This is a genomic window from Providencia sp. PROV210 (genome assembly GCF_028479445.1).
Classification (GTDB): Bacteria; Pseudomonadota; Gammaproteobacteria; order Enterobacterales; family Enterobacteriaceae; genus Providencia; species Providencia rustigianii.
Genome location: NZ_JAMPNQ010000004.1, coordinates 25705 through 39093, shown reverse-complemented (window position 1 = coordinate 39093; position 13389 = coordinate 25705). Strand labels below are relative to the sequence as shown.

Here is a 13389-nt window from a genome sequence, read left to right as displayed (position 1 = left end):
GTCATTTCTTTTCAATAAGAGAGTAAATCCGTGAGTTTGTCATCCATCACTTTACCCGAACGGCTACAACAAGCACTCAATCAGTGGCAATCCCTTGAGTCTCAAAATATCTATTTTGCACCTGTTCGCCATCATAGCCCAGCGTGTGCGTATAGCGTATTGACCTTAATTGAGCAGGTTCAGCCTGATTATGTGTTAGTTGAAGGTCCGGATAGTTTTAATTCACTGATTGTCGGCCTATTGGATGGCGAGACTCGTCCACCGATCGCCATAATGGGGCAGACGGAGCTAAAAATAGCGGATATTGACCAAGGTGAAAGTGACGCTGTCACTAAATCTGCATACTTCCCCTTTTGTGAATACTCCCCAGAATGGCAGGCTTTACAGGCTGGTAACCAGCACAATGCAAAACTTCGATTTATTGATTTACCTTGGGCTGCACAAATTGCTCTCGACCACAAAATAGACAATCAAAATCAGAGTTTACAACGAGAGCGTTATCTTGCGCATAGCTTGTTTATTGCCCAGTTAGCTAAAAAATGTGGTTGTCGAGATCACGATGAGTTATGGGAACATTTATTCGAATTACGCCCATTAGAGTCCGTTGCCAATTGGGCAGGATTTTTCCGTGACAGTTTTATTTGGTGTGCTTTGGCTCGTTTAGATTATGAGCCTGAAGTTCTTGATTCTGAGGGGTCGACCCAACGTGAATCCCATATGCAAGCCCATATCCAAACCATTAAATCCCAAGAGCCGAACGCAAAAATTGTGGTAGTGACGGGGGGATTTCATACCCTTGCATTAATTGAAGGATTAGCTCCGTCCATTGAGCATCACTTTGCACTGACACCAGTACAGCAAAAACAATTTACCCAACAGCAAAAAATGGCAGAGCAGGATAGCGCTTGGCTGATCCGCTACAGTTATGACCGTCTTGATGCACTAAATGGCTATGCATCGGGGATGCCGTCACCTGCATTTTATCAGCAAGTCTGGGAAGGCTTACTACAGCAACGTGCTGACCAACTGCAACAAAAAATGATCCCTACAGCCATTTATCGTCATCAACAAGGCATTGGATTTTTGTCTAAAGTGGCTGAATCCCTGAGAGAAAAACAATTTGATGCCGCGCCGGGATTTTTATCGGTTAAATTGGCCGCAGAACAGAGCTTAAGATTAGCGGCTTTTCGTGGACACACGGGGCCAGGCCGCTATGACCTTTTGGATGGGCTACAAAGTGCATTTATCAAAGGCAGTTTAGATGAAAGTCAAAATGAATTATGGCATGAGATAAAAACCTGTTTTTCTGGTTTTACCTTAGGGCAGATCCCCAAAGGCACTATCACGCCACCATTAGTTTCGGAAACTTATGACATTGCAAAAGCCTTTCGTTTTAAACTGGATGATACGTTAGCCAAAGTCAGTCGTTTAGATGTCTACCGCAATAAGCAACATCGTCTACGTAGCCGTTTTCTACATCTTTTAGCATTTCTAGAGATCCATTTTGCAAAATTAATTGCAGGACCCAATTTTTTATCGGGTAATCAGATGGATTTATTGTTTGAAGAGTGGCAGTACGCGTGGACACCCAATGTGGAAGGGGAGCTAATTGCGTTATCCGAGAAAGGAACTCAGCTGAAATCCATTGCATTGAATAAGATTTTACAAATGGAGAAACAGTTAGAGGAGCAAGGTGTCAGTCGTTCAAGCCAAAGTGCCGTGACCTTATTGATGCAAGCGGCATTGATTGGGTTGCATCAGCGTATTCCGACACTGTTTAACTTGCTTGATAGCTATATTCAGCAAGATGCCAAGTTTGAATCATTGGTGGCGTGTGGCCATAAATTAGTGCATTTATGGCGTGGTCGCAGTGTCTTTGATATTGAGCAGGATAGTGGGATACGCCAGCGTCTCGATAAGGTGCTGCAACAAGCATTTTATTGCCTTGATCAGATTAGCCAAGGAGATGAACAACGACAAGAGCACGATTTTAATGCGCTACTTTCATGTCGAGAGCTCATCACCTTCATTCCTGAAATCAACCCACACAGTGACTATTCCACTGAATTTTATGCACAGCTCGATCGCTTAGACGGACAGCTTAATCATGCGCCATTAATTAAAGGGGCAGTGGATGCGATCCGCTATCTGGGAGGAAAGATCGACGAGTCTGTACTCACAAAAGAGATTGAACGCACATTCAGTTTGGGGAGCGATCCGGAACTCGCCATCGGTTACTTTATTGGGATCATGCGTACAGCGCCAGAATTAGTGGTACGTTTACCCTTGCTAATCGAGTTGCTGAACCAGCTATTAAGCCAGTGGGATGACAATCGCTTTATTCAAGTTCTGCCAGATCTGCGTTTTGCATTCAGTCAGCTCACACCAAAACAAAATGCCAATATGGCTCGGGTAGTCGCTCAGAAACTGTCCATCGAGACCCACGACCTCACGTTGCATCAAGCTCAATTTAATCAACAGCAGCTTCTACAAGCCATGGAATTAGAACAAAAAATTCAACAACAACTTGCTGACCAAGGATTAACTGGCTGGTTTAAGTCACACAGTGAGGAGCCATCCCATGGATAACCCGCAACCGGAAGAACTCAAATTAACCGAAGAACAGATCCAGCTGGCAAAACGTTGGCGTTTGATCTTGGGGCAATATGCCGATAATGCATTGGGGCAGGCTACATTTAATGGAAATGAGCTTAAAATCGAACGCTCATTAGATTTTTTATATCGCCGTGAATACCAGCGTCGTGGGTTACGCCAAGAAAATGGACGCCACGGATCGTTAGATGCTTCTCAACTGACCGCAGTGAATTGGTTAAATCAAGCCCGTAAACTTTTTCCCAATAGTACCTTTGAAAGAATGCAAACACAGGCTTTAGAACGTTATGAAATCAGTAGCTTATTGAAAAATCCTCAAGCCCTGAATGCCATGGAGCCGACCAAAGCACTGGCAAAATCCTTGCTTAGCTTACGTGGAAAAATGAGTGAGGAAACTCGCGATGCGGTAAAGAATATTATTCGTAAAGTTGTGGATGATATTTTGAGCCAAATGCGCAACCAATTTCGGCAGGCGCTAACCGGCAGGCGCAATCGCTTTAGGCGTTCATTAATTCCCAATAGCCGTAATTTCGATTGGCGAGCAACCATTGCCGCCAACTTAAAGAACTATGATCTTCAACATCAGCGATTAGTCATCAAAACGCCTTATTTTAATTCTCGGCAACAACAGCACTTGCCGTGGGATGTTATTCTGTGTGTGGACCAAAGTGGCTCAATGGCCAGTTCGATAATGTATGCGGCAGTGTGTGCCAGTATTTTAGCTGCATTGCCAACGGTACGGGTTTCTCTCGTGGTATTTGATACCCAAGTCGTTGACCTCTCTCATCTAGCCCATGACCCAGTGGAGGTTTTGATGACCGTACAACTTGGTGGCGGAACGGATATTGCCAAGGCGATGAATTATTGTGAAAGCCTGATCCGCAATCCTAAACGAACGGTGATTTCCCTTATCAGTGATTTTGAAGAAGGTGGGGCGCTGAATAATCTGCTTAGTTGCACTGAGCGCTTGAATAGCCAACAAGTTAAACTGCTCGGATTGGCCGCGCTAGATGATGAAGCCTTACCGGTCTATGATACTGAAATTGCCCAAAAGCTGGCGGATCGAGGCATGAATGTGGCGGCATTAACCCCAGAGCATTTCGCCCATTGGTTGGCAGAGGTGATGCAATGAGTTGGAAAAACCTCTATTTACATTATGACGATGATGCATTAGCGGTATTTGCTAACGTAGGTTTGCTGCGTCGAGCACGCAAAGATCTGGAAAATAACAAGGTAGATCCCGAAAGTTTAGCGGATGGAACTTTTATTAGTGATGGTCAACAGGTCACTTTAGATCCTCAAGGAATCCAAAAGTCTCGTTGTGACTGTTCAGCGACAGGTTGCTGTAAGCATATTCTTGCTGCCGTTTTGTGGGTACAAAGCCATAATCATGAGCAAAGTGCAGACGTGGAGCTTGAATCCTCAGGTTCTATCGAGCTAGAGCCTCTATTACCTGAGCTACTCAGCTTAGATCCACAGGCACTGATTAAGCAGAATAGTAAACCTGATTGCCGATTAGCCGTGAAGATCGTACAGGATTGGCAAGATCGGAGCTTGATTCTTGACGATCAGTCCAACCAACTGAAAATCTTTATTCCACAATACGAAGAACCGATTATTTATATTCGTGGTAACGGCTTTCAAGGGATATTGTCCTCACTGCCTGAAAAGCAGCAAAAAGCCCTGCATTTGGCGGTCATTGCTAAGCTGTTTATTCAATACCATCAGCCATGGAATTGGCCTGAAGATCTTATTCAAGTCAATCCCCATCAGCAGAAACTTAGCGATGATGAACATAAGGTGCTTGAGACCATACAGCGTTTTATTCACGATATGCTGCGCCAAGGTTTATCCCATATCAGCCAAAGTAGTGCAGCACAATTACATCTGCTGAATATGTCCGCTCGTGCCGAAGGATTACCGAGATTGGCTAATTATTTGAAGCGGTTAAGCCATCAAGCTAAGTTATTAGCTCAGCGCCATTTCACGATGGATGAAGGTCAAGTTCTGCGGTTTATTGCACAAATTAGCGCCTATGTGTATCAGTTAGCCCATGCCAATGAATCCCAGATAGCAACGCTACGGGCTTTTGGTCGACGTCATTATGATACGAAGACAGATATTTTGTCGTTGATGCCTATCGCTGCGCAGTGGTGGCAGACTCAGAGCGGTGCGATTGGGGCAACATTGAGTTTTTGGGATCATCAAGAGAACAATGTGGTGCAATGTTCCCAAGCAAGAGCCAATTCTCTTGATACCACATTTAATCGCCGTAATGTGTGGCAAACCTTAGCGATTTGGAAGCAGACTGCGGATAATTTGATGCGTGGACGATTTGAGTTGCATGCCCCTCGGATATCGGATGAAGGAAAGCTCTCAGCAAGTGGTGAAAGCTACGCAATAAGTCGCGATAAACTTATCTCATTTGATGATTATCAATCCTTAAAAAGTCAGTTGGGTTTTACTGATTGGCAAGTTGCTGCGGAATATTTGTCTAATCTGAGTGAAGAGGTGCAATTTGAACCCATTGTGCTGCACATCGCGAGCTATGAACCTTTGCAATGGAACGAAATTGAGCAGTGTGTGATTTGGCCTGTTTGTGATATCCACCAAAACCGAGTATTTTTGCGCTTAAATTGGCAAGGAAGTGAAAATAATCAAATTGAGGAGCTACGGTTTATCACCCAAAAAGGCTGGGATATCCAGGCTATTTCGCTACAAGCTAATGAAAATCAGCAATATCTCCAATTAATACCAAAAACATTATGGTTGAAGAAAGAGCAGGGAATTGAACTGTTTTATCTTGATTTTGACGCTATTCCGCGTAAGAAACAGGCTTCTCAGTTTATGACAACGATTGCGGAATATATGGCTAAAAAGCAGCGTGATAATCTGGCATTTGCACCTGAACCCACCTTAGCTCAGCAAATAACGCGCCCTATTTTTTCAGTACTAGAGACCCAAGGTTGTACTGGAAGACAACGGTTGTCAGAGAACCAATCGGATGAGCTCAGCGATGTTGTCCGAACTTTGCAAGATCTCGGTATGCTATGGTTTGCTAAGTTGCTGGATAACTATCTGCAAATAGATAACCAAACGCCAGAAAGTCTGCTGCAATTAGTGTATCTGTGTGACCAATTTGAACGCTCACAAAAAATGTTACCTTTTGAATTAAATAACTAAGCGAAAAGGGGAAATGGAGTTCCCCTATTGCTTAGGATTCTAATGAGGCTAAAAAACCACGAAGTAACTGGTTAAGAGCCTGCTGCTCTTCTTCAGACAGTGCAGCGACTAAACGAGCTTGATTTTGTGTGTGTGCTGTTACCATGCTATCTATCAAATCTAACCCTTCAGGCGTTAAACTTACCAGAAAGCCACGTCCATCATCAGGGTTGGTGTGCCTAGTGACATAACCGGCTTTTTCCAGTTGATCAATCCGGTTGGTCATGGTGCCTGAAGTCACCATTAAGGTTGCCAGCAACTCACTGGGGGTCAGCGTATAAGGAGATCCCGCACGACGTAGAGTCGCAAGTACGTCGAAACTTGATCGGTTCAGACCAAATTGCGTAAAAACCTTCTCCATTTCTCGGGTCAGGTGATGAGCAACGTTACCTAAGCGACCAATTAGCCCCATGGCACTAATATCAAGGTCTGGGCGTTCACGTTCCCATTGTTGAGTGATTTTATCGATTCTATCCATAGGCGAATCATACAATAAATTATCTTGACGTCAAGATTGTTTGAATTTATCTTGACCTCAAGATAAATCAAGCTGAGTTTAATGATGAATAGATATTGGGTTTTGTTTCTAACAGCACTAGCCCCCATTGTTTGGGGAAGTACCTATTTGATTACCACAGAAATGTTACCCGCTGGTATGCCGCTGACTTTAGCGGTATTACGTGCATTACCCGCCGGTTTATTACTGTTGCTCTTTCTCCGTCAATTACCCCAAGGTATCTGGTGGTTGAGAGTGATTATTCTTGGTGTTCTTAATTTTTCGCTGTTTTGGTGGCTATTGTTTATTTCGGCTTACCGCTTGCCTGGCGGGGTTGCCGCTACTGTCGGAGCCGTTCAGCCACTGATTGTGCTATTTTTGAGTCGTTGGTTACTTAACAGCCAGCTATCCAGGATTTCAATTATGGCGGCATTTACGGGGATCTTTGGTGTCGCTATCTTATTGCTAACGCCAAGTGCGAGATTGGATCTAACCGGAGTGATTGCAGGATTGTTTGGTGCGTTATCCATGGCCGCAGGGACGGTATTAAGTCGCCGCTGGCAGCCGCCCGTGTCAGCCTTGACGTTTACATCGTGGCAATTAACTGCGGGGGGTTTGGTCTTATTGCCTTTTGCGCTATTTTTTGAACCTGCCTTACCTTCGTTAAGTATGCTCAATCTTGTGGGATTAAGTTATCTAACACTGATTGGCGGGGCACTGACTTATGCGCTCTGGTTTCGTGGGTTGGCAATACTCGGGCCCAGTTCAGTTGCATCATTAGGTTTTCTCAGTCCCATGAGTGCGGTTATTTTGGGATGGATGTGGCTGGAGCAACAGCTAACCCCTTTACAGTTTATTGGCATGTTAGTGATTTTGCTCAGTGTGTGGGTAAGCCAAAGAACGGAACGCAAGTTGGCATTAAAAATCGCCCAGCAAGTTGCTTAAAGGGAAAAACCGACATTTTATGGCGACACGCTAATCAGTAAGTGCGATCTGCTAAAAAATATCATTGAACATTGAATACTATACGAATATAACTATTGGCTTATTTCGAATCTCGAACACAGTCAACTAGCTAACGGTAGGTCGCCCCCATGTACAGTTTTATCAATGATTATAATGAAATTGCGCACCCAGCAGTAATGGATGAGTTAAATCGCTTAGCGGGTAAGCGCTTTCAAGGGTATGGCACAGATGAGTTATGTGCCAGCGTTGCTGAGCAACTGAAACAACGTATTGGGCGCCCGGATGCAGATATTCATTTTTTTAATGGTGGTACGATCACCAATTTAACAGCGATTTCTCATGTATTAAGACCCCATCAAGCCGCAATTGCTGTGGATTCAGGGCATATTGCAGTGCATGAAACAGGGGCAATTGAAGCCACTGGACACAAGGTTTTTACGGTTAAATCTGAGTCAGGTAAGTTAACTCCAGCATTGATTGAACAGGTTTTAGCCGCTCATACCGATGAACATTGTGTTCAACCTAAATTGGTATATATCAGTAACTCGACTGAGATTGGCACTGTTTACCGTAAAGAAGAGCTAATAGCACTACGTAAAGTCTGTGATCAGCATGGGTTGTTGTTATTTATGGATGGCGCTCGTTTAGCCTCTGGCTTGATGTCCCATGCCAGTGACTTAACCATTGAGGATATCGCGCAATTAACCGATATTTTTTATATTGGTGGAACAAAAATTGGGGCATTAACGGGGGAAGTTTTAGTTATTTTAAACCCAAGCTTAAAATCAGATTTTCGTTTTAGCATCAAGCAAAAGGGCGGATTGCAAGCAAAAGGATGGTTACTTGCAGCACAGTTTAACGCGTTATTTGCGGATGACCTCTATTTTAAACTGGGTAAACATCTTAATGAAATGGCGAATAACTTAGCCGATTTCTTTACTCAGCAAGGCTTTGAGTTCCTCGCACCCGTTGAATCAAACCAAGTGTTTGTGATCCTGCCTGACGAACTAGCTACTAAATTGTTAGCTCATTATGTGTTAAGCAGCATGCCGGCCCCTGAAGCGGGTAAAACCTGCATACGCTTGTGCACCTCATGGTCAACAACTCAGCAAGATGTCGATTCTTTTATCAGCACGTTCAATTCTCTGCGCTAATTGTATTGTCGGTAAGCTCAAATCCTTGGGCTTACTCAGGTTTGTACCTCCTAAGTTACTGATAACATGTTATGATACGCTAAAGTAATAATTTAATAGGTTTAAATGAAAATGATGGTGATTTGGGTTGATGCGGATGCTTGTCCGAAAGTGATTAAAGAAATTTTATATCGAGCCGCGGATAGGGATAAAGTGCAAATTACTTTTGTCGCTAACCAACGTCTTTCCGTTCCACCGTCTATTTTTTTGAAAACTTTACAGGTTCCAGCAGGGTTTGATGTTGCTGATAATGAAATTGTTTTACGTGCTCAAGCTGGCGATTTGATTATTACTGCGGATATTCCATTGGCAGCAGAAGTCATGGAAAAGGGGGCGGTTGCCTTGAACCCTCGTGGAGAGCGGTACAGTGAAGCGACAATCCGTGAACGCCTGACTATCCGTGATTTTATGGATACCATGCGCGCAAGTGGCGTACAAACGGGAGGGCCTGCAAGTATGAACCAGCGGGATCGTCAGCAGTTTGCTAATGAGCTAGATAAATGGTTACTACAGCGTAGAAAAGCACTTTCTCAACAAGGTTAATTTTTTATCTGAATACGAACACTGATTCAGGAATTTAGCATTTTCAATGTCTATAATGGAAACATCATCGACTGATTTGAGAGGCAATGATGGATCCTCTACATAGCATTATCATTACGCTGTTTTTATTTGTACTCACTTTTTTCAATCCTGGCGCTAACTTATTTACTGTCGTTCAAACCACCCTCAGCTCAGGGAAAAAAGCAGGGCTGACATGTGGATATGGTGTTGTGCTGGGAGATGCTATTTATTCAGGACTAGGGCTATTTGGGTTGGTGACATTGATGACCCAGTTTGAGTATCTCTTTTCAGTGATTAAGATTTTAGGCGGCTTGTATCTACTTTATTATGCAGTGAGTATTTTTCGGAATAGAACTCAACTTAATTTAGCCACTGAAAATGCAACGGAAATTTTTCCTACTGGAATTTACTTTCGTCGCGGATTAATCACTGATTTATCCAATCCGCAAACGGTTCTGTTTTTTGTCAGTATTTTTTCTACCACCATTTCTACCTCGACACCGCTATGGACTAAAATTGTTATTTGGCTAGGAATTGTGTTGGCGTCACTAATTTGGCGGATTATTTTATGCCAAACTTTTTCACTTTCTTCCGTTAGGCGGACATATTCCCGGATCCATAAAGTTGTAGGGAAGGCAGTCGGTTTGCTCTTAGGTGGATTAGCCTCTAAATTGATTTACCAAGGTGTGAGTGAGCTAGCACTTAGAAAGTGATTTTGTTATTTGGTAGGTAAAAGGTGACGCTGTCACCTTTTATAATGGAGTATTTACCTATTTGCGGTTGACTTAACCCATTCAGTCACTTCTTCAAACGTCCCCTTGAAGACGATGCGTTGCTGCTTTTTACTCAGTTGATAACGGTACATCGGGTCATAATATTCATGGAGTAGTGGGCTTAACCATGAAAAATGAACTTCCGTATGACCTGTTTTTCGTTGCTCAATCAATGCGTTATCGAGTAATACTGTTAGCTCTATGGCACGCTGAGAACCTAAACGTTTACGAATGGCATATAACCCATGATGCAGATATTCACTATAGGCATCCCAACCTTTTTCTTCCCCATAGGCTGCAATAAAATCATGAGTCATTCGGTTGAAATACTCTTCTTTTAGCCTTTGCATACGTAATTCAAATGGATCTTCGACGACGGCGATATTGGCGGCTTCCATTGCTGCTCGCATAGGCTCTGGTAGGCTATTGATGCCAATAGCGCGACCTTCGTCCTCAAGTATCCAACGGTTATGGTTAGGGGCTTTTTTTAGCATGGATACAGCGAGATAATTTTCGAAGGTGGCTTGTGAAAATTGGGCTTCTAGTGTACGCCCAAAAGAGGAGCCACGATGATGTGCGATTCCTTCTAGATCAATACCATCATCTAAATTTTGTACTAATAACGTTTTCCCATTGCCCGTGCAGCCACCAATAAGAATGACGGGGCGCTGGGATAATTCGTTAATGGCATCAATTGCTGCTTGGCGTAATGTCTTGTATCCACCGCTAATTAAAGGGTATTCGATACCGCAATCTTTTAACCATTGTTGGACAATATGGGAGCGCATTCCTCCACGAGCACAGCAGATGTACCCTTCAGGGGATTGCTGACATGCGGCTTTCCATGCAGCTATTCGATTTTCACGTAATTCCCCAGACACCAATTGATGACCTAAAGCTACTGCTTTATCGGAGCCTTTCTGCTTATAGCAGATCCCGACCGCGGTACGTTCGTCATCATTCATTAATGGTAAATTCAACGCTGACGGCATAGAGCCTTGCTGAAATTCAATAGGAGCACGGACATCAATAATAGGCGTGTCAGAGATTAAGAGTTGGCGAATATTTTGAGGGGATGATGCTAATTCCATAATAAATAAAGTGATTCATATCAATTCTAATTTCGATATTGGCTACTATACTCCTAAACAGTATTGATGGCACCTAGTGCAGGACTAAAAAATATCAGCGTGCTATATTAATACAGGACTTCAACCTGCGTAGGGAGTAATGATATGAAAATTCTAACACTACAAGAAATGACCGAGTCTCAACGAATGCGAGTGAGGCAGCGGTTAGCGCAAGAGCGTAAAAGTCTTGGACGTGAATTAAGTAATAGCGAAGAGAACAAAGTTAAAAAGCAAATCATTACCGAAATATCCGCTGAAGTTGAAAAAGAAGCTAAAAAATTACGAGTTCAAAAGAAAAAAGATCGAGTGGTGGACACTAGCTCTACTTTCAGTTGGTCATCAAACAACCATACCCGGGGACACCGTTAAAATACGTAGCCTTTTGAATTTATCAATTCAACACCATAAAGCACCTATGACTTAGGTGCTTTTTTTTTGTCTATGAAAAACCGAGGTTTTTTCAATATTACGAGCGTATACTGATTATTAGCAGTCTTATAATTGCAATTTAATTAATATCAGTGGAGCTGTAATATGAGTAACATTACTTCGCAACATGAACCTTTTGGTACTTTACTTGGCTATGCCCCAGGCGGGGTCGCTATTTACTCATCAGATTACAGTTCCATAGAAGATATTGATAAGCATGATGACATATCCTTTCGTAGCTATATTGGTAACGAATATATGGGATATAAGTGGCAGTGTGTTGAGTTTGCACGCCGCTTTCTGTATCTCAATTATGGTGTTGTATTTACTGATGTTGGAATGGCATACGAGATTTTTTCTCTGAGATTTTTACGTCATGTGGTTGATGATGACATTTTACCTCTACGGGCATTTAAAAATGGCAGTCAAGTTAAGCCAGTTGCTGGAAGTCTATTAATTTGGGCTGAAGGAGGGGAATTTCAAAAAACGGGTCACGTGGCGGTTATTACACATGTTTTTGACGATAAAGTCCGTGTTGTTGAGCAAAATGTCTTACATCATAAACTTCCCGTGGGGCAACAGTGGACCCGCGAACTTCCCTTGCAGTTTGATAATGGTATTTATACCGTAATCGATACTTTCACGGATACCACCATTCTCGGGTGGATGGTCCAGACAGAAAATGACCAGTTCGCCTATATTGAGCCAGATGTCAATCCGCAGCTCATGCAGCTGCATGGTTCTAAATTAGATAGCCAAATCAATTTTAACTATGGATGGTTAGATGAATCTAACCCAATTGAGCATGCTTATGTCAAAGATAAGCGTGGACATAGGCTGAATGCAGATCCCCATGAGTACTTTACTATCTCAAGCACCGCTGAAAATAAGTTGATGCAAGCGACCAATGAAGTCCACTTAATGTATCTTCACGCGACAGAAAAAGTACTAAAAGACGATAATTTATTGAAGTTATTTAATATTCCTGAAATTTTATGGCCACGTTTACGTTTGTCATGGCAAAACCGTCGTCATGATATGGTCACAGGAAGGGTTGATTTCTGTATGGATGAACGGGGTCTGAAAGTCTATGAATATAATGCAGACTCTGCATCTTGCCATACTGAGACTGGGTTAATTATCGAAAAATGGGCACAGGTTGGCGGATTAAAAACGGGTTGGAATCCAGGGGAACGTCTTAACGAGATATTAACGGATACTTGGAAGCATACTTCGGCAAAACCGTTTATTCACATCATGCAAGATAATGATGGTGAGGAAGACTACCATGCCTTATTTATGGCTCAATCCATTAAAGCCGCTGGATTTGAGTATAAAATTATTCATGGTTTAGACGAATTAGAGTGGAATGAAACGGGGCAAGTGGTTGATGGTGAAGGGCGTGTATTAGAATGCGTGTGGAAAACATGGGCATGGGAAACTGTACTTGAGCAATTGCGCCAAGAAAGTGAAAGCGACATTACCTTTTCTGCTTTACCTATCTGCACAGGGCATCCTCACCATAATGATGTTCGGTTAATTGATGTATTATTACGTCCCGAAATTCGTGTGTTTGAACCTTTATGGACGGTGATACCTGGAAATAAAGCTATTCTACCTATCCTTTGGTCATTGTTTCCTCATCATCCGTATTTATTGAACACTGATTTTGAAATCAATGATGAGTTACGCCAAACAGGTTACGCCGTTAAGCCAATAGCAGGGCGCTGTGGGGATAATATTGGTTTAGTTGACCATCTGGATGAAGTTTTGGATGAAACTGATGGGCAATTTAATTATCAAGAAAATGTTTATCAGCAGCTGTGGTGCTTGCCTAAGGTTTCAGGTCGTTATATTCAAGTCTGTACTTTCACGATCGGGGGACATTATGGAGGCGTTTGTCTACGTTCAGACCCATCTCTGGTCATTAAAAAAGATAGCGATATCGAGCCGTTATGGGTACTCGATGATGAAGATTTTTTAAAACAATCTAAATAAAAAAA

11 protein-coding genes are annotated in these 13389 nt (G+C 42.8%); 9 read left to right on the top strand and 2 right to left on the bottom strand.

Features of this window, described 5'->3' with window-relative positions:
* Positions 1-30 precede the first annotated feature (30 nt).
* Genes PR761_RS03285 through PR761_RS03275 form a run of 3 tightly spaced genes read left to right on the top strand, consistent with a single transcriptional unit; the run spans position 31 to position 5796 of the window.
* Positions 31-2589 carry a DUF5682 family protein gene (locus PR761_RS03285; RefSeq protein ID WP_272519333.1) on the top strand — a complete coding sequence of 853 codons (2559 nt, stop codon included), beginning with the start codon at positions 31-33 and terminating at the stop codon, positions 2587-2589.
* Positions 2582-3745, top strand: coding sequence for a VWA domain-containing protein (locus PR761_RS03280; RefSeq protein ID WP_006812976.1), 1164 nt, complete (start codon positions 2582-2584; stop codon positions 3743-3745). Before PR761_RS03285 ends, PR761_RS03280 begins: the two co-directional genes overlap by 8 nt.
* The gene (locus PR761_RS03275) at positions 3742-5796 is read left to right on the top strand and encodes an SWIM zinc finger family protein (protein ID WP_154611125.1); all 2055 of its coding nucleotides are present in this window, start codon (positions 3742-3744) and stop codon (positions 5794-5796) included. The genes PR761_RS03280 and PR761_RS03275 overlap by 4 nt, the downstream gene beginning before the upstream one ends.
* Positions 5797-5827: 31 nt before the next feature.
* On the opposite strand, the gene PR761_RS03270 is transcribed toward PR761_RS03275, so the two are convergent.
* Positions 5828-6313 (bottom strand): MarR family winged helix-turn-helix transcriptional regulator, encoded by a 486-nt coding sequence (locus PR761_RS03270; protein ID WP_112836786.1) that lies wholly within the window; start codon positions 6311-6313, stop codon positions 5828-5830.
* An 84-nt stretch (positions 6314-6397) separates the two neighbouring features.
* On the opposite strand from PR761_RS03270, the gene PR761_RS03265 reads away from it, so the two are divergent.
* From PR761_RS03265 to PR761_RS03250, 4 genes are all read left to right on the top strand, one after another.
* A complete protein-coding gene (locus PR761_RS03265) occupies positions 6398-7276 on the top strand; it encodes an EamA family transporter (protein WP_039854045.1) in 879 nt (292 codons plus the stop codon).
* Positions 7277-7425: 149 nt separating this feature from the next.
* Positions 7426-8451: a threonine aldolase family protein gene (locus PR761_RS03260; protein ID WP_006812972.1), complete on the top strand. Its 1026-nt coding sequence runs from the start codon at positions 7426-7428 to the stop codon at positions 8449-8451.
* Positions 8452-8565: 114 nt separating this feature from the next.
* Positions 8566-9033: a YaiI/YqxD family protein gene (locus PR761_RS03255; protein WP_112837548.1), complete on the top strand. Its 468-nt coding sequence runs from the start codon at positions 8566-8568 to the stop codon at positions 9031-9033.
* An 86-nt stretch (positions 9034-9119) separates the two neighbouring features.
* On the top strand, positions 9120-9767 hold the full coding sequence (locus PR761_RS03250) for a LysE family transporter (protein ID WP_195848296.1): 648 nt from the start codon (positions 9120-9122) through the stop codon (positions 9765-9767).
* Positions 9768-9820: 53 nt separating this feature from the next.
* Here PR761_RS03250 and mnmH read toward each other — a convergent pair whose 3' ends face one another.
* Positions 9821-10918 (bottom strand): tRNA 2-selenouridine(34) synthase MnmH, encoded by a 1098-nt coding sequence (gene mnmH, locus PR761_RS03245; protein ID WP_126436840.1) that lies wholly within the window; start codon positions 10916-10918, stop codon positions 9821-9823.
* Positions 10919-11062: 144 nt separating this feature from the next.
* On the opposite strand from mnmH, the gene PR761_RS03240 reads away from it, so the two are divergent.
* A complete protein-coding gene (locus PR761_RS03240) occupies positions 11063-11326 on the top strand; it encodes a DUF3811 domain-containing protein (protein WP_006812968.1) in 264 nt (87 codons plus the stop codon).
* 165 nt (positions 11327-11491) lie between these two features.
* Complete coding sequence (gene gss / locus PR761_RS03235) at positions 11492-13384, top strand: bifunctional glutathionylspermidine amidase/synthase (RefSeq protein WP_006812967.1); 1893 nt, start codon at positions 11492-11494, stop codon at positions 13382-13384.
* Positions 13385-13389 lie beyond the last annotated feature (5 nt).